The organism is Betaproteobacteria bacterium, from assembly GCA_016720855.1.
Classification (GTDB): Bacteria; Pseudomonadota; Gammaproteobacteria; order Burkholderiales; family Usitatibacteraceae; genus FEB-7.
On sequence record JADKJU010000001.1, the window covers coordinates 199,565 to 218,723 of the forward strand.

The following is a 19,159-nucleotide window of genomic DNA, read 5'->3' on the forward strand; positions in this document are numbered from 1 at the left end:
GTTTCTTCAACGCTTTGCGCGCCATTCTTCAGGCGCCGCTGCAGAAGCTATTGCCAAGCCCCTGATTTCGTGCCTAATATGGTCGCGAAATCCACGCCATGCTCGGGAATGCGCGCATGGCTCCCTTGGCTGCACAACTTCCCGGCAGGTTTCCGTGGCACGCATCGCTGTCTTCAACCAGAAGGGCGGCGTCGGCAAGACGACGACGACGCTCAACCTCGCGGCCGCCATCGCGGCTCACGGCGGCATGCCGCTCGCCATCGATCTCGACCCGCAGGCGCACCTGTCCACGATCGCGGGGGCGGCGCCGCGAAACGCGGACGCAAGCATCTACGCGTTCTACCGGGACGCCCGCCCGCTATCGAGCCTCGTCGTGGATACCCCGCTCGGGTGGCCGGTCATCGCGGCGCACATCGAGCTTGCCAAGGTGGATACCCAGTTCGGCAAGGGACCGAACGTCCTCAACCGATTGCGCGCAGGGCTCGCGCGGGACGGAATGGGCGAAGCCGGCTGCGTGCTCATCGATTGCTGTCCGATGCTGGGCGTGCTCTCCCTGTCGGCCATCTTTGCCGCAGAGAGGATCCTCGTGCCCGTCTCGGCCGATTATCTTGCCGTGAAGGGGGCGATACAGGTCGCGCGCACGCTGGACGCGTTGCAGCGTGTTGTCGGGCGGCGCATCGAACGCCGCTACGTCATCACGCGATTCGACGGGCGGCGCAAGATGTCGTGGGACATCCTGGGGACCTTCAAGGCCCGCTTCGGGGCGGACCTAGCCGAGTCCCGGATCTCGGAAAACGTGAGCATCGCCGAGAGCCCCTTCACCGATCGCGATGTCTTTTCCCACGCGCCCGCGAGCCGGGGTGCCGCGGACTACGCGGCGCTCTTCGAGGAGTTGGAACTGTCGGGATTTCTCGGGCCGTCCGTGGTCGCCCCGGCGGCCCTTGCCGCCGTCGCGTAGAGGGCGTTCAGGCGTCGTTGCGCCGACCCTCGTCGGCGATCAGCGAGATCACCCCTTCGAAGTCGGAAGCGTCCGAGGGCGCCGAATTGAGGACTTCCTTCGCCTCGACGACCTCGCAATGGTGGTACACCTGCCGCAGCTTGCGCTCGGCTTCTTCCCGGTCGCGGCCCTGGATCGTGAGGTTGTCCACGAAGGAGCCTCCGCGCGTGCGAATGCGGAAGCCGAATTTCTTCATTTCCACGGACATGGCGGTGCCCCTCCCGGAGTGGTCCCCGGCAAGCCGTCTATGCGGCGATGGCCCGGGGCGATCGTAGCTTCGCATCGAGGTCCCGGAGCGCCGTCCGGAGCCCTTCCTCGACCACCGGGTGGTAGAAGGGCATCTCGAGCATCGAAGCGACGGTCATTCTGTTCGCTGCCGCCCAGGCGAGCAAGTGCCCGATGTGCTCGGCCGCCGGCCCGGCCATCTCGGCCCCGAGGAAGAGCCCCGTGGCACGATCCGCGTACACGCGCAGGTGGCCGCGGTTCCTGCGCATGACCCGCGCGCGTCCCTGGTCGGCGAAGGAAACCTCGCCTGTCTCGAAGGTGCCCGGGGAGAGCTTTGCGTACCCTGCGCCCACGATCGCGATCTGCGGATCGGTGAACACCACCGCCAGCGGCATGCGCCGCTTCCCCGGCTGCACGGCCGGCATCCGCGCGGCATTGTCGCCGGCGATGCGGCCCTCGTCCGCGGCCTCGTGCAGCAGGGGGATGAAGTTCGCGGCATCGCCTGCGATGAAGAGGGGAGTGTCGCCAATACGCAGCGTGGTCGAGTCGAAGCGAGGGACGCCGGCGGCATCGAGATCTAGCCCGAGGGATTCGAGCCCCAGTCCGTCGATATTCGGGCGCCGGCCCGTCGCCGCGAGCACATGGTCGAAGCACTCCGTGCGCACGGTGCCATCGAGGCGCGTGTACTCCACCTCGACGCCATTCGCGACGCGCGCCACGCGCTTCACGCGGGCATCCGGGTCGAGGTAAAGCTCCGACGAAATCGCCTGCACGGCCGCATCCCGCACCACGGGGTCGGTGAGGGGGCCGACGCGGCCGCCGCGGCCCAGGACCACCACGCGCACGCCCAGTCGGGCCAGGGCCTGCCCCAGTTCGAGGCCGATGACGCCGGGGCCGAAGACGGCCACGGAACCGGGCAGATCGTCCCAGGAAAAGACATCGTCGTTCACCACAAGGCGATCGCCGGCTCCCGCGAGCATCTCCGGGACGGTGGGCCGCGAGCCGGTGGCAATCACGATCGCGCGGGCGGCGATGCGCGTGTGTCCCCCGACCTCGAGGGTATTGCGGTCGATGAAGCGAGCCATTCCGGCAACGCGATCGGCCGCAGGGATTCTCTCGACGCTCTCGAGGACGAAGCCCACGAACCGGTCTCGCTCTCGCTTCACGCGGTTCATGACCTGCCGGCCGTCAATGCGCTTGGCTCCCGTGAGGTGGATGCCGAAGCCCGCGGCATCGTCGATCACGTGCGACGCCTCCGCGGCGGCCAGGAGCAGCTTGGAAGGCATGCAGCCCACGCGAGCGCACGTGGTGCCGTGGGAGCCGCCTTCGATGAGCACGGCGCGAGCGCCGTGCGCCTGCGCTGCCCGATAGGCGGCGAGGCCGGCGGTCCCGGCTCCAATGACGGCAACATCTACGCTGAGGGTATTCATGGCGATCTCCTGAGATCACGCGGGCCGGGCCGGAAGGCCGGCCCGCGTGTGTGCCGCTTACGCCGCGAGTTTCCGGCTTGCCGCGAAATGAGCGGCGAGATCTTCCGCGCCGCCGATGTGACGCCCACCGATGAACACCTGCGGAGCCGTGCCGCGACCCGAAACCGCGCGTATTGTCGAAAAGGTCACGCCCTTGCCGAGCGAGACTTCCTCGTACGCAACGCCGTTCGACTCGAGCAGCGCCCTGGCGCGGGCGCAATGCGGGCAGCCGGGCTTGCTGAAGATGACGGCGGGCTCCGGGGCCTTCACGGCGGGCGCCAGGTATCCGAGCATCGTGTCCGCATCCGACACCTCGAACGGGTCGCCTTCCTTCTCGGGCTCGATGAACTGCTTCACGATGACGCCGTCCTTCACGAGCATCGAGTAGCGCCACGAGCGCTTGCCGAAGCCCAGGCTCGCCTTGTCGACGAGCATGCCCATCTTCTCCGAAAACTCGCCGTTGCCGTCCGGGATGAACGTGACGTTCGGCGCGTCCTGGTCCTTCTGCCACTCGGCCATCACGAAGCCGTCGTTCACCGACAGACACACGATCTCGTCCACGCCGAGCCCGGAAAAGGTGGCGGCCAGCTCGTTGTAGCGGGGCAGGTGGGTCGTGGAGCAAGTCGGCGTGTAGGCGCCGGGCAGGCCGAACACAATCACTGTCCTGCCGGCGAAGATCTGGTCCGTGGTCACGTCCTTCCACTGGTTGTCCTGGCGGGTGCGGAACGTGACGGCGGGAACGCGCTGGCCTTCGTTGTTCTTGAACATGGGGGTCTCCGGGGTTGGTTGATTAGCTTGATTCCGAATTATAGGGTTTATCGATTGGTATTTCCAATTAATTATGGATATACTTGCGATAGCCAACACCAATCGAGCAGCCCATGACCCTGACGGAACTGCGGTATGTCGTCGCCCTCGCGCAGGAGCGGCATTTCGGCCGCGCGGCGCAGAAATGCTTCGTGACCCAGCCCACGCTCTCGCTGGCGCTCGCCAAGCTGGAAGACGAGCTGGGCGTTCGCCTCTTCGAGCGCAACAAGAACGAGGTGCTGGTCACGGCCGTGGGGGTCGGGATCATCGAGCAGGCCCGGCGCGTGCTGGACGAAGCAGGCAAGATCCAGTCGCTCGCCCGCGGCAGCCAGGACCAGCTCGCGGGCGCCCTGCGGCTGGGTGTCATTCCCACGATCGGCCCTTACCTGCTGCCCGAGCTGGTGCCGATCCTGCGCAAGCGTGCGCCGGGCATGCCGCTCATGATCGAGGAGAACTTCACCGGCAACCTGGCTCCGATGCTTCGCGACGGGGAGATCGACGCGGCCATCATCGCGATGCCGTTCACCCTTCCGGGAGTCCAGACCAGGGCGCTCTACGAGGAACCGTTCAGCGTCGTGGTGCCCGTCGGTCACGCGTGGGCGACGAAGAAGCGCGTGCGCCCCAACGAGCTCGCCGCAGAGAACCTGCTGGTGCTCAAAGCGGGGCACTGCTTTCGCGAGCAGGTGCTCGAAGCCTGTCCCGGCCAGGCCAACACGGCAAACCCCGAGGGCGGGAAGTCGGGCAGCTCGCTCGAGACCATCCGCAACATGGTGGCGTCCGGGCTCGGCGTGAGCGTGCTGCCGGCCACGGCCCTGCAGGCGCGCTACACGAGCCGGCTGGTCAAGGAAATCCCGTTCACCGAACCGGTGCCTTCCCGGAAGGTGGCCATTGCCTGGCGTTCGAGCTTCTCGCGGCCGCAGGCAGTGAGCACGGTGGCCAAGGCGATCCTCGAAGTGAAGCTTGCCTGCCTGAAAATGTCGGCTGCCTAGGCGAGATCCTTCGCGAGCGCCGCACGCGTTTCGGCGCCCACCGGTTCGCAAGCGGCGGTGTACGCCGGGTGATCCACGCCGATGGAGAGCGCAACACCGTACTTCAGGGCTTCGGCCATCTCCTTCGTGAGTTCGAAGCGCAGAAAGTGCACGGCGGAGGTCTTCTCCTCGTTTTCGCGCTCGAGGTCCTCGTCGGCAATGGACCAGATACGGGGCGAGCCCTCGACCTGCATCCACACCCTGTCCTCGATGCCCTTCATCTTCGCGAGGGCCGCTCGCCGCTCCTCCACGTCTTCGTACTCGATGAGCATCGTGGCCTTGAAGTTGCGGCCGTCCGGAACCAGGGGATTATAGACATCGAGCTCGTCCTGGATGCCCGCCTCCTCGAAGGTCTTCTCGATGCGGAGCATCTCCTGCACCTGGTAGCGGATCGTGAGCTCGTCCTCGAACAGGAGCGTCAGGTGCTCGCCGAGGTGCACCGCACGCGGCCTCTTGTGCTCGAGAACCCTTGCACGGAAGTCCTTGCGGTCCTTGGCGTAGGCCTCGAGGGTCATGAGGGAGTCGCGGGTGATCTTGGGCATGGTGGTGGTCATGGTCTCGGGGTCACTCTGGCAGGCCGTAGGCGATTCGCAGGAGCGTGATCGGGTGCTTGAGCTGCGCCTGGCCCAGCGTGTCGCCCATCCCCTGCTCGATGTGCCGGCCGCCGAGCTGGCAGTCGGAGCTGATGTAATCGGGCTTCGGCTCGGCCATGGCGCGGAAGACGGGGCGCCCGATCTTCATCGCCGCCTGGTGGAACTCCTTCTTGCAGCCCCACGTTCCGGAGTGTCCCGAGCAGCGCTCGACCGTGGTGACGGTGGTTGCGGGCACCATTTCCAGCGCCTCGCGCGTCTTCTGGCCGACGTTCTGCACGCGCGAGTGGCAGGGGATGTGGTAGGAGACCTTGCCCAGAGGGGTCTTGAAGTCGCTCTTGAGCAGGCCGTCCTTCTGGCGGGCGACGAGGTACTCGAAGGGATCGAACATCGCCGCCTGGACCGCCTTCACATCCGGATCGTCGGGGAACATGAGCGGGAGCTCCTGCTTGAACATCAGCGTGCAGGAAGGGATCGGCGTCACGATGGCGTAGCCCTCGCGGGCCAGCTTCGCGAGGACCGGGATGTTCTTCTCCTTGCCGGCCTCCACGGCCGGCAGGTCGCCCAGCTCGAGCTTGGGCATGCCGCAGCAGGCCTCCTTTTCCGCGATCACATAGGGGACCTCGTTATGGGCGAGGATCTTCGTGAGGTCGTGGCCGATGCCGGGTTCGTTGTAGTTGATGTAGCAGGTGGCAAAGATCGCGACCTTGCCCGGCGTGCGCGAACCGTCCTTCACCGGAAACACCGGGCTGCGCGCCACGTTCGAGCGGAATTTCGTCGTCGCGTATTCCGGAACCCACGCGGTCCTGTCAACGCCCAGGGCGCTTTCCATCACTCCGCGGACGGCGCCGGACCGGTTGAGCGCGTTGGTCACCTGCGTGACGATCGGAATGGTGGCCAGCGTGCCGAGCGCATCCGTCGAGGCGAGGATCTTGTCCTTGAAGGGCACCTTGCCGCTCGCGAAATTCACCGCCTTCGCGCGCAGCATCAGGTGCGGGAAGTCGAGGTTCCACGGATGCGGCGGGACGTACGGGCACTTCGTCATGTAGCAGACGTCGCACAGGTAGCATTGGTCGACCACCTCCCGGTACTTCTCCTTCGGCACGCCGTCCACCTCGCCGCTCGGGCTCTCGTCGACGAGATCGAAGAGCCTCGGGAAGGATCCGCACAGGCTCACGCAGCGCCGGCATCCATGGCAGATGTCGAAGACGCGTTCCATCTCGGCAAAGAGCTTCGCCTCGTCGTAGAACTCAGGGTTCTTCCAGTCGAGGGGATGGCGGGTGGGGGCTTCGAGACTGCCTTCTCTCACGCTCATGGGAGTTGCGTCCTAGGGGGTTCGCCAGCAAGAAGGGGCGGTTGCCCGCCCCTTGGATTGCACTGCGGGGAAGCGGCTTCCGGCTCAGTCGGCGAGCGCGTCCAGGGCCTTCTGGAAGCGGTTGGCGTGCGAGCGCTCGGCCTTGGCCAGCGTCTCGAACCAGTCGCCGATTTCCTCGAAGCCCTCGTCACGTGCGGCCTTCGCCATGCCGGGGTACATGTCCGTGTACTCGTGCGTCTCGCCGGCGACGGCGGCCTTCAGGTTCTGGCGCGAGGAGCCGATCGGCAGATCCGTGGCCGGGTCGCCCACCTGTGCGATGTAGTCGAGGTGGCCGTGCGCGTGGCCCGTCTCGCCTTCCGCCGTCGAGCGGAACAGGGCCGCGACGTCGTTCTGGCCTTCCACGTCGGCCTTGCTCGCGAAGTACAGGTAGCGGCGATTCGCCTGGGATTCGCCCGCGAAGGCGGCTTTCAGGTTGTCGTGGGTTTTCGTGCCTTTGAGGGGTTTCATGCGGACCTCCTGGTTGGGTGAGGATGCCTCGGAGGCATCCTTCGGCTGATCAAGTTGTACTCCGGAAAGCTTAGATGCGGTAGCGGCCGGTAGTCCAATTGATTGTTCCGATACGCCTGATAGGCGGTCTCAATCCCGGCTACTTGAGGCGGCTTTCGACCAGGCGCGCCACCTGCATCGTGTCGACCTCGGTGGCGTTCTTTTCCCGGGCGAATGCGATGGTCACCAGCAGCTTGCCCTTGCGGAACATGCCGGTCTTGTTGGCCTGCAGCCAGAAGGCTCGATCGCCGACGCCTTCGATCCACTTCACCTTGCGGCGATAGATCTTCTCCAGGTTCTCGCGCTCGTACTGGAGTTCGTTCTCGGCCGCGTACTGCACTTCGCGGATCCTGAGCACCAGTACGGCAGCTCGGCGCGAATCCTCGAAAGCGCATTCGGATGGGTTTCCCGACTTGCGCGGCGAGATCTTCGAGGCGGTGCCGTCGGCGATGGAATTCACCTCGTCGATGGTGACCACCGTGCACGCGTCGGGCGGTACCGCGAAGCAGCTCGTCGCTGCGAGGGTGACGAGGAGGGCCAGGCGTCGGGGAGTCTTCATGAAGGGCGCTCCAGGAGGGCGAAGGAACTTCCCCTATCCTAAACCATGGCGCACATGGACTGCATCAAGGCGCGCGTGCACGTTGATCTATCTCAACGCCGTGCAGGCGCGTTCCTCTAGTCTCCTCGCGAAGGGTGGAGGCGCAAGAGGCGCCCGCACGCGAGGGAGTCCGATGATCCGGTCAGTTGCCGCCGACGAATTGCTGCGAAGCGCGCGCCGCGCCGCCGGCACCGCGAACGTGCGCGAGGCGGTCAGGAACCTCACGCTTCACGCGCTGCGCAGCCGGTTTCTCACCACCGAGCACATTGCTTCCGTGGCGCGAACCGTAGGTGAGGGCATCGAGAGTTCCGACGTCCTGCCGACCGCCCCGGTCCGGGAAACCCACCGGGGAGCCTGGGCCGGGCTGGAAGACGCGGTTGGCCAGGCGTTGCACGCGATCGAGCTTGCGGCGAGGCAGTTGGCCGAAGGCCGCGCGTGCCTGCCGATGGCGGATCGCGAGCGGATGCTGGCCGAAATCGCGCAGATGGAACGCTCTTTCGGCGAAAAGTGGGAATTTCCGCGCGCCGTTCCCGCCTCGCTCCGTGCACGGATCGCCTCGGTGGCCACGCTTCTCGAGCAGGCGGCGGCAATCGGGCCGTCCGCTCCTGCCGATTCCGGTCCGGAGGCCGGCGCGATCTTGTCGTTCGTGGCGAGCGGTGTCCTGCTCGGCCTGTCGGAGGATCTTCGCGAGCCTCCCGAAGGCGCAGCCCGCTGAGCGTCGTCGCGCGGGGGGGGCCCTAGCCCATCGTGAGCACCGCGGCGCCGTCGAACGCGCCGCGACGCAAGTCTTCCAGCGCCTCGTTGGCCCGTTCCAGCCGGTAAGGCACCGGCCGCGCATCGAGTTTCGTGCGCGCCGCGAGCGCCATGAAGGCAGCGCCATCCTGGCGCGTCAGGTTCGCGACAGAGCGCACGATCCGCTCTCCCCACAATAAGCGGTACGGAAAAGCCGGAATGCCGCTCATGTGGATGCCGGCGCACACCACGGTTGCGCCCTTGGTCGTTGCCGCGAGCGCGGCGGGCACCAGGCTTCCGACGGGCGCGAAAAGGAGTGCGGCGTCGAGCGGTACCGGGGGACGGGCATCGCTGCCGCCTGCCCACGTGCAACCCAGCTCGCGCGCGAAGGCCTGCGAGCGTTCGTCGCCCGGGCGTGTGAAGGCGAACACCTCGCGTCCCTCGGCCACGGCCACCTGCGCGATGAGGTGTGCCGCGGCCCCAAAGCCGTAGAGACCGACCCGGGCGGCATCGGGCGCCATGGCATAGGCGCGATACCCGATGAGGCCCGCGCACAGGAGGGGTGCGGCGTGCAAGTCGTCGTAGGCGTCCGGAAGGGCAAGGCAATAGCGTTCGTCGGCCACGGCGTATCGGGCATAGCCTCCGTCACGGTGATAGCCGGTGAAGACGGCCTCGTCGCAGAGGTTTTCATGTCCGGTTGCGCAGTGGCCGCAATGTCCGCACGTGCCGCCGAGCCAGGGGACGCCGACGCGCTCGCCCGGTCCGAAGCGCGGGGCGCCGGGGCCGAAGGCGGCAATCCGGCCGACCACTTCGTGGCCCGGGACGACAGGCATTCGCGGCGGCGGCAAGTCGCCATCGAGGATATGCAGGTCCGTGCGGCATACGCCGCAGGCCGCCACCTCGAGGAGGACCTCGCCGGGACCGGGATCCGGGACGGGGCGACGACTGGCAACGAGCGGCGTCCCCGGTGCGAAAAGCGTCATGGCGAGATCGTCCATGCTTCGACCCTACGCCAGTGGATCCTGGAAAAGAAGAAGGCGGCCGGGGCCGCCTTTGCGCGAAGGCCGTGCTTCAGCACGGCTACTGGTGCAGGTTCAGGCAGTCGCGCCCAGCATCTCCACCCAGGTCACGTTGCGGCGGGCTGCGCGATCACCGCGGCGGGCCCCTGAGCGCGCCATCGGGGAGGGATGCAGCTTCTGCAGGACGCGAAGCTGATCGACGTCGCGCAGTTCCAGTTCGCGCTGGGCGACATGGATGAGCCCGGCATCGGCCAGCGCGGAGAAGGCGCGGCTCACCGTCTCGAGGGTCAGGCCGAGGTAGCTGCCGATCTCCTGGCGCGTCATCGGGAGCGTGATGCGCGTGGCGGGTCGTCCGGCGCGGCCGCAGCGGTCGGCGAAGTTCGCGAGGAAACGCGCGACGCGGGCCTCCGCGCCGAGCGTGCCGACGAGCGAGCGCAGGGAATGATCCGTCACCAGCTCGCGGCTGATGGCGCGATAGATGAGCTGCTCGAAGTCGTCCAGGGACCGACCCAGGTGGGCGATGCTGCGAAACGGCACGACGACCATTTCACAGTCGGTGAGCGTGACGGCATAGGAGGCATGCCTGTGGTTGCAAAGGCCGTCGGCCCCGATCAGGTCGCCGCGCAGCGGGAAGCCGAGCACGAGTTGGTTGCCGGTCTCGTCGGCGACGAAGGTCTTGAGGTACCCCTCGGCCACGATGTAGAGGGCCTCGAAGGGCTCGCCCTGCGACGTGAGGCGGTGGCCCGCTTTCAAGCGCCGGTGCAGGAATGTCGTGTCCACCTGCCGCGCGCCGGCGACTTCGGGCAGGCCGAGCAGTCGGCAGGCCTCGGCGAGGGTGGATCGATGGGCATCGGCTTGGCTCGCGGCTCGGACGGTGCTCATGGGGGTTTCCTTTCGCTTGGATATCGGGGAATCAGTGGAAGACGCCGGAATCCGCTTCGTCGCGCCACCCGCTCAGGATGCCGCGCACGCGGCCGAACTCCGCGGACTTGTCGAGAAAGATTTCCGCGCCGGCGGCCATCGCGGCCTTGCGATAGGGCTCGGCGGCGAAGTTGGTCATGACGATCACGCGCATGTGCGGAAGGCGTGTGCGAACTGCGCGCAGCACCTGCAGGCCGCTTCCGCTGGGGAGCTGCAGGTCGAGGATCAGTGCGTCGGGCGGGGAACTCGTGAGGCCGTCGATCGCCGCGGGAACGTCCTCGGCGGTACCCACGATATCGAGCCCGGGAAGGTCCTCGATCGTGCGCACCAGGCGCTCGCGGACGGGAATCGAATCCTCGACGATGAAGAGGTTCATCGCGAGAGAGTGAATGCGCCGTGGGAGGTCATGGCGGCATTCTGCGCGGTGCTCCCCGTCCGTCCTATCGGCGCGGGCTGATTCGGGGGGTAGGAGACTGCCGCGTAATGGAGTAGGAATCGTCCTACCAGCGGGGATCAGGCGACCGGGGGTTCCGCGGAAATCCGGTGGCGGATCGCGTACCGGACGAGATCCGCGACGGAACTGGCGCTCATCTTCTGCAGGATCCGCGTCTTGTGCGTGCTGACGGTCTTCACGCTCAAGTGCAGCTGCGCTGCGATGTCGGAGACGCTGCGGCCGCTCACCAGCAGCTGGAAGACCTCGAATTCGCGGTCCGACAGGTGCTTGTGGGGCGCTTCGTCGCCGCGAGGCTGGACGTCCAGCGCCAGCTGCTCGGCCACGTTGGGACTGATGTAGAGGCGCCCCTCGGCGAGGCGGCGTATCGCCGAGACCAGCTGGCCGGGCGCGCTTTCCTTCGTGAGGTATCCCGAGGCGCCGGCGCGAATCGCGCGCACCGCGTACTGGTCCTCCTCGTGCATGGTGAGGACGAGCACGCGCAGCCTCGGGCTCTCGTCCCTGACCTGCTTGATGAGCTCGATCCCGCTCTTCCCCGGCATGGAAAGATCGAGCATGAGGATGTCGAACCCTCCCTCGCGGACGCGGTCGAGCACCTCGTGTCCGTTGGTCGCCTCCCCCGCGATCTCGATGCCCTCCTGGCCTTCGAGGATGCGCTTGAGGCCCTCACGCACGATGGCGTGATCGTCGGCGACGAGGACGCGGGTCACGGTCGGCTCCCGGCGGCCGGTCCATGGGGCAGGCGAATGTGAATTGCCGTGCCGCGGCCGGTGTCGCCGCGGATCTCGACGGAGCCCGCCAGCGTATAGACGCGCTCGCGGATGCCGACGAGTCCGAACGAGCCCTTCTTCCTGAGGTCGTCGGGGGCGAGCCCGCGGCCATCGTCATGGATGTCGAGGTGAACCTCCGGGCCGATCGCTCGCAGGGCCACGCGCACGTTCTGCGCGGCCGCGTGGCGACCGGCATTGGTGAGGCTCTCCTGCACGATGCGATAGACCTGGGAGGCCAGGGGTTCGTCGAGGCTTCCGCTTGCCTCGTCCACGGCGAGATCGACGGTGAAGCCGTGCCGGCGCGAGGTTTCCTCGGCCAGCCACTCGAGGGCGGCCAGGAGCCCCAGATCGTCGAGCATGAGCGGGCGCAGGTCGGCGGAGATGCGGCGGGTGGCCGCCACCGTGCTGTCGAGAACGGAACGCATCCCCCCGATCGTCTTCATGAACTTCTCGTTGCCCGGCGGGCAATTGGACTCGAGCCACGCGAGGTCCATCTTGAGCGAGGTGAGGTTCTGGCCCAGCTCGTCGTGCAGCTCCCGGGAGATGCGGCTGTTTTCCTGCTCGCGCGCCGTGCGCGAGGCCACCGCGAGCTCCCTGAGATCCTCGCGCGCCTGGGCGAGTTCGCGCCGCGTGCGCTCGCGCACGGCGACATCGCGAAGGATCACCGTGAAGAAGCGCTGGCCGCGAATCTCGTTCTGGGAGATCGAGGCATCGATGGGGAATTCCTCACCGCCCTTGCGCAGCGCCGTGACGATCCGCTGTGCCATCATCGGCCGGCTCGAGATGCCCGTGCGCCCGAAGCCGTCGACGTGACGGTGGTGATCGCGGTGGAAGCGGGCGGGGACCAGCAGGTCGAGCGGCTGCCCCAGCACCTCGCGCGGTTCGTAGCCGAAAATTCGCTCGGCCGCGCGGTTGAACAGCGTGATGCGTTGCTGGTCGTCTATGGAAATGATTGCGTCCATGGCCGAATCGACGATGCCTTGCAGTCGCATCTGGCTTTCGCGCGCGATGTCGCGCCCCTTCCAGAGTTCGTCGATGTCGTTCACCGTCCCGACCACGCGGGCGGCGCGCCCGTCCTCGCCGCGGCTCACGACGCGCGCGCGCCAGCGGATCCAGCGCCAGGTGCCGTCGCGCGCCCGCATGCGGATCTCCAGCGTGGCGCGCTCGAGGGAGCCGCTTTCCACCTCCGACATGCGCACCCAGAAGGCGGCAAAGTCGTCGGGATGGATGATCTCCCGGGCGGCATCGACGGATTCGTTGGGCCCCTCGGGATAGTCCCAGGTGGCAAGCATCTCCGGCGACCGGTAGACGCGCTTTGCGCGGACATCCCAATCGAACACGGCGAGGCCGGCCGTGAGAACGGCCTCGCGCCAGCGGTCGGCGGCTTCCGTGGGAGGTAGGTCGAGGGGGGACATGGGCGGGGAGGACGTTACGGGAAAGGTTACATCCTGCCCGAAAGGATAGCAGGAGCGGCAGGGCGCGTGCGCAGCGCTGCCCTCAGCATTCCGCCATCTCGCCAGGCCCGGGCGCCCGGACCTGCCAGCCGAGGGTTGCCTCGACGGTCGCGGCGAAGGCGAGGGCCGACGCCTCCTCGCCGTGGACGACGAAGGTGCTCGAGGGTGGCCGCTTGAAGCCTGCGAGCCACGCCAGGAGCGCCCGCTGGTCCGCATGGGCGGAAAGCCCGCCGAGCGTGTGGATCCGCGCACGTACCGGCACGGTCTCCCCGAACAGGCGAACGCTGCGGGCGCCCTCCACGAGCCGGCGGCCCAGCGTGCCCCCCGCCTGGAACCCGGTGAAAAGGATTCCGCACTCCTCACGGCCGAGGTTGTGCCGCAGGTGGTGGCGGATGCGCCCGGCCTCGCACATGCCGCTCGCGGCGATCACGATCGCCCCCGAGCGGATGGTGTTGATCGCCATCGACTCCTCGGGCGTGCGGGTGAAGCGCAGCCGGTACGGCAGGCGCCTGCGCCGCAGGGCCTGCGCGAACCGGGCGACCGAGGGATCCAGGGACTCAAGGTGCGCCAGCGTGACCTCGGTTGCCTGGCGGGCAAGCGGGGAATCGACGAACACGTTGAGGCCCTCGAGTTCGCCGCGCTCGCAAAGCTCGAACAGGAGAACGAGCATTTCCTGCGCGCGGCCGAGGGCGAAAGCGGGCACGATGAGGTTGCCACGGCGTTTGCCGAGCGTGTCTTTCACGGCACTCACGAGTTCGCGCACCGTCTCGTCCATCGACTTGTGCAGGCGGTTGCCGTAAGTGGACTCCACGAGGAGGACGTCGGCGAGCGGGACCACTTCGGGGTCGCGCACGACCGGGCGTGCCGGTTGGCCGAGGTCGCCGGAAAAAACGACGCGACGCTCGCGTCCGCCGTCGCGCAGGCGCACCTCGGCGATGGCCGACCCGAGGATGTGGCCCGCGTCTAGGAAGCGAACGCGGGCATCGGGGTGCGGGCGAAACTCCACGTCGTAGGGCACGCCGTTCACCTTGCGCATCGCGCGCCCGACATCCCCGACGCTGTACAGGGGAGCCGCGACGGGCGCTCCGTGACGCGCGGCGTGGGCTGCCTCGCGTGCCTGGATGTGGGCGCTGTCGAGCAGCATCACCGGAAGCAGGTCGGCCGTGGCGCGCGTGGTGTAGATCGGCAGGGCCGGCGCGCGGGACGACAGCACCGGAAGCAGTCCGCAATGGTCCAGGTGGGCGTGCGTGACCAGCGCGAAATCGAGGCCGGCGGGATCGAATGTTGGGAAGGCACGATTCTTCGGGCCCGCTTCCCGCCCTCCCTGGTGCATTCCGCAATCGACGGCGAAGCGCATCCGGCCGGTATCGACGAGGAAGCAGGAGCCGGTCACTTCGCGCGCGGCACCGAGGAAGCGGATCTGCATGCGCCGATTCTAACCGCGGAGGAAAGGGGGACGGCGAGCCTTCCCACTTGACCCATATCAACACCGGATACCCCCCACCGTGAGAAGTTGCACATCGAAGAAGTCCAGCGCCAGTGCCTCGCGCGCATCCCTCCGATGCGTGGCCCGGGTCCCGGGCAGAGGCGATGGCGATTCGCGCAGGGAAACTGAAGATGATTCGCGTGACGATTCGAGGGATCGCCCTTGCCCTGATGCTGGTGTTTTCGGCCCTGTCGATGGCCAAGCCGGCCGAGGGGAAGGCAGTCGATCCGAACGAGAAGTGCCTCGGCTGCCATGCCGAGGCCGAGCCCACGGACAAGAGCGCCGCGGGCAAGCCGGTCAAGATCGACCCCGAGCAGTTCGCGAAGACGATGCACGGTGCCGGCAAGGCCGCCTGCATCGAGTGCCATGCGGACGAGGGAGTCAGAAGGTACCCGCACAAGTCGGTCAAGCCCGCCCAGTGCTCGAGCTGCCACGAGAAGGCCGTGAAGGAGTACGCCACGACCATCCATGGCAAGGCGCGCGCCGGGGGCAACGGGGTGGCGGCGACTTGCTCGAACTGCCACGGCACGCATGACATCAAGCCCATCGCCGACGACGACTCGCTCATGAGCCGCGGCAGGATCGAGGCGACGTGCGGGGCCTGCCATGGAAACGAGGACCTCCTGAAGCGCGGCAAGATTCCCGGGGGCAATGTCTCCGCCAAGTACCACGACAGCGTGCACGGGAAACTGCTCCGTGGTGACAGCAAGGCGAAGGACAAGGTGCCCGTCTGCACCGACTGCCACGGGTCGCACGACATGCGCCCGAAGAGCGATCCGGCGAGCTCAATCTCCCGCGCGAATATTCCCGAAACCTGCGGCACCTGCCACGGCAAGGTCAAGAAGGCCTGGAGCGCAAGCGAGCACGGCAAGATGCGCGCGGCCAAGGTGATGACGGCGCCGGGCTGCACAGACTGCCACGGGGCGCACACCATCACGGAACCCAAGTTGCCGAAGTGGCAGGTGGACGTGATCAAGGAATGCGGCGGATGCCACGTGGAGCAGATGAAGACGTACCGCGACACCTACCACGGCCAGGTGACGGACCTCGGGTTCGCGCGCATCGCGACCTGCTCCAGCTGCCACGGCGCCCACGAAGTCCTGCCCAAATCCAATCCGATGTCCCGGGTTTCCGAGCAGCGCATCCTCGCCACGTGCCAGGCGTGCCACCCGAAAGCCAACGCCAACTTCGTGCAGTTCCAGCCGCACGCCAACAAGCACAGCAAGGAAAGCGGCCTGATCCTGTACTACACCACCAAGTTCATGCAGATCCTGCTCGCAGGCGTCTTCGCGTTCTTCGGCCTGCACACCATCCTGTGGCTCTACCGGTCGCTCGCGGAAATGAAGGCAAAGCGCGCCCGGCCGGCCAATGAAGCGGAGAAACACTGATGGCAAGCCAGATCCAGCCCGTACCGGCCACGGCGCAGGCAGGGCATCCTCCTGCCGCGCAGAAGTACTACCAGCGGTTCGACCGCATCGACCGCGTGATGCACGCGTTCCTGATGTTCACATTCGTCGGTTGCGCGATCACGGGCCTCCCACCGCTCTTCTCCGATCAGGCCTGGGCCGCCTCCCTCGCTCGCGCCCTCGGCGGGTTCCAGTCGGCCGCCCTCATCCACCGGATCTGCGCGGGCGTGATGATCACCGTGTGGTCCCTGCACGTGGTGCGCCTCTTCGTCGGCGCGGTCCGCCGCACCGGGTTCCTGGCGGTGGTGTGGGGGCCGAACTCGATGGTCCCGCAGCCGCAGGACGTCATCGACCTCTGGCGGCATTTCCTGTGGTTCGTGGGCAAGGGGCCCCGGCCCCAGTTCGACCGCTGGACCTACTGGGAGAAATTCGACTACTGGGCAGTCTTCTGGGGCATGGCGATCATCGGCGGCTCCGGTCTCATGCTGTGGTTCCCGGCCCAGTTCGCGGCCTTCCTTCCCGGCTGGATGTTCAACGTCGCCACCGTGGTCCATGGTGAGGAGGCGCTGCTGGCGGTGGGGTTCATTTTCACCATCCATTTCTTCAACGGCCACCTGCGCCCCGAGAAGTTCCCCATGGACCTCGTGATCTTCACCGGCCGCATTCCGGAGCACGAGATGAAGGACGAACGGCCGAACGAATACCGCCGGCTCGTGAGCGAAGGTCGGCTCGAGGCTGCCGAAGCCTCTCCGCCGACCCCATGGACGAAGGTGTTCGGCTATGTCGTGGGCGGCACCGCAGTCACCCTGGGCACCCTGACGGTGATCATGATCCTGTACAGCGTGCTCGCTTGAGATCGCGCGGCAGTACAATTCGTGCTTCAGGGCCGGCTCGTCCGGCCCTGCGACTGTCGGGGCGGGACCCGGGGGCCGGAGCGAAGTCGCGCGGGCTCGGGGTAACCAGGAGGAGTGAGGAGAGATGAGAATTCAATTGGGCCGCAAGTCGCTGATGGTGGGCGGCGTGACTGCCATCGTGTTGGGACTCGTCGGCGTTGCCGTGCTTTCGGCGGCAGGCATCGCGGGTTGGGAGTTCTCGAACAGCAACACCTTCTGCGCGGTGATGTGCCACTCCGTTCACCCCGAGGAAAGTGCCGCCCACAAGGTCGGCGCGCATGCGCGCGTGAACTGCGTCGAATGCCACATGGGGCGTACGTCCACCTTGAAGCAGTTGGCGCTCAAGCCCACGCATGCCAAGGAACTGTGGGGCATGATCGTCGGCTACGAGCGACCCATCACCTCCGGAACCCTGCGGCCCTCGCGGGAGGCGTGCGAAAGCTGCCACTATCCGGCCGCCGTGCACAATGACAGCGTGGCGGTGAAAATTCACTACGGGACCGATCCGGAAAACAGCGAGTCGCGCACCAGGATCATCCTGCACACCGGCATGGATGCGATCCGAGAGGGCTACACCAAGGGCATCCACTGGCATATCCAGAACGAGGTGAGCTTCATCTCGCCGGATCCGCAGCGCCGCGAAATTCCGTGGGTGCAGGTGAAAAAACCCGACGGCACGAAAGTCACCTACACCGACGGCGAGACGAAGCTCACCCGGCAGCAGATGTCGCTGCTGGAGCCGCGGGCCATGGCCTGCTACGACTGCCACAACGCCGTCGGCCACCCGTTCCCCAATCCCGCGGTGGTGGTGGATGAAGCCATCCGAACCGGAAAGATCGATCGCTCGCTGCCTTCGGCAAAGGCGCGCGCGGTCGCCCTCACCAATGCACTGGGCGAATTGACCGGGGAGCCCAAGGAACGCGAAGCGAAGATCGACAAGCTGATTGCGGATGCGACCGCCAAGGCCGCCACGGCCCCCGAGCACAAGCAGGCGGAGCAGAAGTTCAACAAGGCGATGCGGGAGATCCTGCTTGCCTCGTCCTTCCAGGAGAAGGGATTTTCGTGGAAATCGTTCCCCAACCATACGGGGCACGCCGACACGCCGGGTTGCTTCCGCTGCCACGACGGCAAGCACTACAACGACAAGGGCGAGGCCATCCGCCTTCAGTGCACGCTCTGCCATTCGCTTCCGCAGGTCACCCGGGAGAACGGCAAGGGCAGTGTCGCCTCGCTCCTTCCGGAAAAGGTCGGGGAGAAACAGCCCGAGAGCCACCAGCGGCCCAACTTCATGCACACCCATAGCGACGACGTTGGCCCGGAATGCGAGAAGTGCCACGGAACGCCGCTCAAGCAGGGCAAGCAGGGCGGAAACTTCTGCGCCAACCCGGCCTGCCACGGTCGCACCTGGCCGGGCGTGAACCTCTCCGTCGAGCCGCCGAAGCCGGCCGCGGCGGAACCGGCGAAGGCCGCCGAGCCGGCGAAGAAGGGCTAGCGCATCAAGGAATCACGGCCGCGCCAGGGATGGGCCCCGGGGCTGCCTTCAACCAGGGAGATGTCATGAAACGCTTGTTGATCGCTTTGGCCGCCGCCGGCGGCCTCATTGCCGCATCGATGCCGGCCTCGGCCGACGACGCCACCTACAAGTCCAAGGGCTGCGTGAAGTGCCACGACATGGAGAAGAAGAAGAAGGGCGCCTCGGTCAAGGACCTGACGGCCAAGTACAAGGGCGACAAGGCCGCGATCGGCAAGCTCGCCGGCACGGTGAAGGGCAAGGATCACCCCGAAGTCGATGCGTCCGACGACGACCTGAAGAAGGCCATCGGCTTCATGATCGGCGCGAAGTAGGCTCACGAAAGCAAAAAAAAACGCCGGCGCGAGCCGGCGTTTTTCATTGGAGCGAAACCCTCCTTACATGGCAAGGATCCACTTGGCGATGCCACCTGCCACAGCGGCATCCCCGCCCTTGACAGTCTTGTGATCCTCTTCCACGCCGTCGACCTTGATCTTGACGCCCTTGGAAAGCATGGCGGTGAGCTTGGCTTCCGCATCGGCCTTGCCCTTGTATTTCTTGGCGACTTCCTTGAATGCCGGGCCGTCCTTCTTCTTGTCGACCGCATGGCACTTCAGGCAGCCGTTGGACTTGGCGTCGCCGGCCGCGTCGGCGAGGGCGATTCCGGGAACGGCGAGGGCGGCGAAAGCGAGGGGGATAAACAGCTTCTTCATCAGGTTCTCCTGAGTTCGTTGGACGGTAGGCGGCGCTATTCTTTCACAACTCGCCTGTGGATTGCCACGACTACTAACGCCGGGGGGGGGGGGGGGGGGGGGGGGGGGGGGGGGGGGGGGGGGTGGCCCCCGTTTCAAACTTGGTGGGAGATACTGGGATCGAACCAGTGACCCCGCCCGTGTGAAGGGCGTGCTCTACCGCTGAGCTAATCTCCCGAAAGGCGCGCAT

21 protein-coding genes and 1 tRNA gene are annotated in these 19,159 nt (G+C 66.8%); 7 read left to right on the top strand and 15 right to left on the bottom strand.

Annotated features, from left to right (window positions below; translation table 11 throughout):
* Positions 1–154: 154 nt before the first annotated feature.
* On the top strand, positions 155–958 hold the full coding sequence (locus tag IPP91_00845) for a ParA family protein (protein ID MBL0140638.1): 804 nt from the start codon (positions 155–157) through the stop codon (positions 956–958).
* Between the two features lie 7 nt (positions 959–965).
* On the opposite strand, the gene IPP91_00850 is transcribed toward IPP91_00845, so the two are convergent.
* The 3 genes from IPP91_00850 to IPP91_00860 are packed head-to-tail and all read right to left on the bottom strand — an operon-like array spanning position 966 to position 3,459.
* Positions 966–1,205 (bottom strand): hypothetical protein, encoded by a 240-nt coding sequence (locus tag IPP91_00850; GenBank protein ID MBL0140639.1) that lies wholly within the window; start codon positions 1,203–1,205, stop codon positions 966–968.
* A gap of 37 nt (positions 1,206–1,242) precedes the next feature.
* On the bottom strand, positions 1,243–2,652 hold the full coding sequence (locus IPP91_00855) for a dihydrolipoyl dehydrogenase (GenBank protein MBL0140640.1): 1,410 nt from the start codon (positions 2,650–2,652) through the stop codon (positions 1,243–1,245).
* A gap of 57 nt (positions 2,653–2,709) precedes the next feature.
* The gene (locus IPP91_00860) at positions 2,710–3,459 is read right to left on the bottom strand and encodes a glutathione peroxidase (protein ID MBL0140641.1); all 750 of its coding nucleotides are present in this window, start codon (positions 3,457–3,459) and stop codon (positions 2,710–2,712) included.
* A 113-nt stretch (positions 3,460–3,572) separates the two neighbouring features.
* On the opposite strand from IPP91_00860, the gene IPP91_00865 reads away from it, so the two are divergent.
* On the top strand, positions 3,573–4,487 hold the full coding sequence (locus IPP91_00865; GenBank protein ID MBL0140642.1) for a hydrogen peroxide-inducible genes activator: 915 nt from the start codon (positions 3,573–3,575) through the stop codon (positions 4,485–4,487).
* Here the strand turns inward: IPP91_00865 and IPP91_00870 are convergent.
* From IPP91_00870 to IPP91_00885, 4 genes are all read right to left on the bottom strand, one after another.
* Positions 4,484–5,068, bottom strand: coding sequence for a DUF3501 family protein (locus IPP91_00870; protein ID MBL0140643.1), 585 nt, complete (start codon positions 5,066–5,068; stop codon positions 4,484–4,486). The genes IPP91_00865 and IPP91_00870 overlap by 4 nt on opposite strands.
* A gap of 22 nt (positions 5,069–5,090) precedes the next feature.
* Positions 5,091–6,431, bottom strand: a complete 1,341-nt coding sequence (locus IPP91_00875) for a Fe-S oxidoreductase (GenBank protein ID MBL0140644.1) — start codon at positions 6,429–6,431, stop codon at positions 5,091–5,093.
* 84 nt (positions 6,432–6,515) lie between these two features.
* Positions 6,516–6,938, bottom strand: coding sequence for a rubrerythrin (locus IPP91_00880; protein MBL0140645.1), 423 nt, complete (start codon positions 6,936–6,938; stop codon positions 6,516–6,518).
* A gap of 139 nt (positions 6,939–7,077) precedes the next feature.
* A complete protein-coding gene (locus IPP91_00885; protein ID MBL0140646.1) occupies positions 7,078–7,536 on the bottom strand; it encodes a hypothetical protein in 459 nt (152 codons plus the stop codon).
* A 172-nt stretch (positions 7,537–7,708) separates the two neighbouring features.
* Between IPP91_00885 and IPP91_00890 the strand changes: the two genes are divergently transcribed.
* On the top strand, positions 7,709–8,290 hold the full coding sequence (locus IPP91_00890) for a hypothetical protein (protein ID MBL0140647.1): 582 nt from the start codon (positions 7,709–7,711) through the stop codon (positions 8,288–8,290).
* A 22-nt stretch (positions 8,291–8,312) separates the two neighbouring features.
* Here the strand turns inward: IPP91_00890 and IPP91_00895 are convergent, their stop codons facing one another.
* The 6 genes from IPP91_00895 to IPP91_00920 all read right to left on the bottom strand — a co-directional run bounded on the left by IPP91_00895 (position 8,313) and on the right by IPP91_00920 (position 14,348).
* Positions 8,313–9,305, bottom strand: coding sequence for a zinc-dependent alcohol dehydrogenase family protein (locus IPP91_00895; GenBank protein ID MBL0140648.1), 993 nt, complete (start codon positions 9,303–9,305; stop codon positions 8,313–8,315).
* 96 nt (positions 9,306–9,401) lie between these two features.
* The gene (locus IPP91_00900; GenBank protein MBL0140649.1) at positions 9,402–10,208 is read right to left on the bottom strand and encodes a Crp/Fnr family transcriptional regulator; all 807 of its coding nucleotides are present in this window, start codon (positions 10,206–10,208) and stop codon (positions 9,402–9,404) included.
* Between the two features lie 31 nt (positions 10,209–10,239).
* Complete coding sequence (locus IPP91_00905; protein MBL0140650.1) at positions 10,240–10,623, bottom strand: response regulator transcription factor; 384 nt, start codon at positions 10,621–10,623, stop codon at positions 10,240–10,242.
* Between the two features lie 137 nt (positions 10,624–10,760).
* Entirely contained in the window at positions 10,761–11,408 is a 648-nt protein-coding gene (locus tag IPP91_00910) for a response regulator transcription factor (protein ID MBL0140651.1), read from the bottom strand.
* Positions 11,405–12,883 (bottom strand): PAS domain S-box protein, encoded by a 1,479-nt coding sequence (locus tag IPP91_00915; protein MBL0140652.1) that lies wholly within the window; start codon positions 12,881–12,883, stop codon positions 11,405–11,407. The genes IPP91_00910 and IPP91_00915 overlap by 4 nt, the downstream gene beginning before the upstream one ends.
* Before the next feature lie 82 nt (positions 12,884–12,965).
* Positions 12,966–14,348 carry an MBL fold metallo-hydrolase gene (locus IPP91_00920; protein ID MBL0140653.1) on the bottom strand — a complete coding sequence of 461 codons (1,383 nt, stop codon included), beginning with the start codon at positions 14,346–14,348 and terminating at the stop codon, positions 12,966–12,968.
* 200 nt (positions 14,349–14,548) lie between these two features.
* Between IPP91_00920 and IPP91_00925 the strand changes: the two genes are divergently transcribed.
* From IPP91_00925 to IPP91_00940, 4 genes are all read left to right on the top strand, one after another.
* Positions 14,549–15,796, top strand: a complete 1,248-nt coding sequence (locus IPP91_00925; protein MBL0140654.1) for a cytochrome c3 family protein — start codon at positions 14,549–14,551, stop codon at positions 15,794–15,796.
* A complete protein-coding gene (locus IPP91_00930; GenBank protein ID MBL0140655.1) occupies positions 15,796–16,668 on the top strand; it encodes a hypothetical protein in 873 nt (290 codons plus the stop codon). The genes IPP91_00925 and IPP91_00930 overlap by 1 nt, the downstream gene beginning before the upstream one ends.
* A gap of 124 nt (positions 16,669–16,792) precedes the next feature.
* Positions 16,793–18,199, top strand: coding sequence for a NapC/NirT family cytochrome c (locus tag IPP91_00935; protein ID MBL0140656.1), 1,407 nt, complete (start codon positions 16,793–16,795; stop codon positions 18,197–18,199).
* A gap of 65 nt (positions 18,200–18,264) precedes the next feature.
* Positions 18,265–18,552 carry a cytochrome C' gene (locus IPP91_00940; protein ID MBL0140657.1) on the top strand — a complete coding sequence of 96 codons (288 nt, stop codon included), beginning with the start codon at positions 18,265–18,267 and terminating at the stop codon, positions 18,550–18,552.
* 63 nt (positions 18,553–18,615) lie between these two features.
* Here the strand turns inward: IPP91_00940 and IPP91_00945 are convergent, their stop codons facing one another.
* Entirely contained in the window at positions 18,616–18,930 is a 315-nt protein-coding gene (locus tag IPP91_00945) for a class I cytochrome c (GenBank protein MBL0140658.1), read from the bottom strand.
* Positions 18,931–19,071: 141 nt separating this feature from the next.
* Positions 19,072–19,146 (bottom strand) — tRNA-Val (locus IPP91_00950).
* Positions 19,147–19,159 lie beyond the last annotated feature (13 nt).

Coding starts and splice junctions, on each gene's coding strand:
- IPP91_00850 (MBL0140639.1), bottom strand. CDS start 1,205: ATGTCCGTGGAAATGAAGAAATTCGGCTTCCGCATTCGCACGCGCGGA.
- IPP91_00855 (MBL0140640.1), bottom strand. CDS start 2,652: ATGAATACCCTCAGCGTAGATGTTGCCGTCATTGGAGCCGGGACCGCC.
- IPP91_00860 (MBL0140641.1), bottom strand. CDS start 3,459: ATGTTCAAGAACAACGAAGGCCAGCGCGTTCCCGCCGTCACGTTCCGC.
- IPP91_00865 (MBL0140642.1), top strand. CDS start 3,573: ATGACCCTGACGGAACTGCGGTATGTCGTCGCCCTCGCGCAGGAGCGG.
- IPP91_00870 (MBL0140643.1), bottom strand. CDS start 5,068: ATGCCCAAGATCACCCGCGACTCCCTCATGACCCTCGAGGCCTACGCC.
- IPP91_00875 (MBL0140644.1), bottom strand. CDS start 6,431: ATGAGCGTGAGAGAAGGCAGTCTCGAAGCCCCCACCCGCCATCCCCTC.
- IPP91_00880 (MBL0140645.1), bottom strand. CDS start 6,938: ATGAAACCCCTCAAAGGCACGAAAACCCACGACAACCTGAAAGCCGCC.
- IPP91_00885 (MBL0140646.1), bottom strand. CDS start 7,536: ATGAAGACTCCCCGACGCCTGGCCCTCCTCGTCACCCTCGCAGCGACG.
- IPP91_00890 (MBL0140647.1), top strand. CDS start 7,709: ATGATCCGGTCAGTTGCCGCCGACGAATTGCTGCGAAGCGCGCGCCGC.
- IPP91_00895 (MBL0140648.1), bottom strand. CDS start 9,305: ATGGACGATCTCGCCATGACGCTTTTCGCACCGGGGACGCCGCTCGTT.
- IPP91_00900 (MBL0140649.1), bottom strand. CDS start 10,208: ATGAGCACCGTCCGAGCCGCGAGCCAAGCCGATGCCCATCGATCCACC.
- IPP91_00905 (MBL0140650.1), bottom strand. CDS start 10,623: ATGAACCTCTTCATCGTCGAGGATTCGATTCCCGTCCGCGAGCGCCTG.
- IPP91_00915 (MBL0140652.1), bottom strand. CDS start 12,883: ATGTCCCCCCTCGACCTACCTCCCACGGAAGCCGCCGACCGCTGGCGC.
- IPP91_00920 (MBL0140653.1), bottom strand. CDS start 14,348: ATGCAGATCCGCTTCCTCGGTGCCGCGCGCGAAGTGACCGGCTCCTGC.
- IPP91_00930 (MBL0140655.1), top strand. CDS start 15,796: ATGGCAAGCCAGATCCAGCCCGTACCGGCCACGGCGCAGGCAGGGCAT.
- IPP91_00935 (MBL0140656.1), top strand. CDS start 16,793: ATGAGAATTCAATTGGGCCGCAAGTCGCTGATGGTGGGCGGCGTGACT.
- IPP91_00940 (MBL0140657.1), top strand. CDS start 18,265: ATGAAACGCTTGTTGATCGCTTTGGCCGCCGCCGGCGGCCTCATTGCC.
- IPP91_00945 (MBL0140658.1), bottom strand. CDS start 18,930: ATGAAGAAGCTGTTTATCCCCCTCGCTTTCGCCGCCCTCGCCGTTCCC.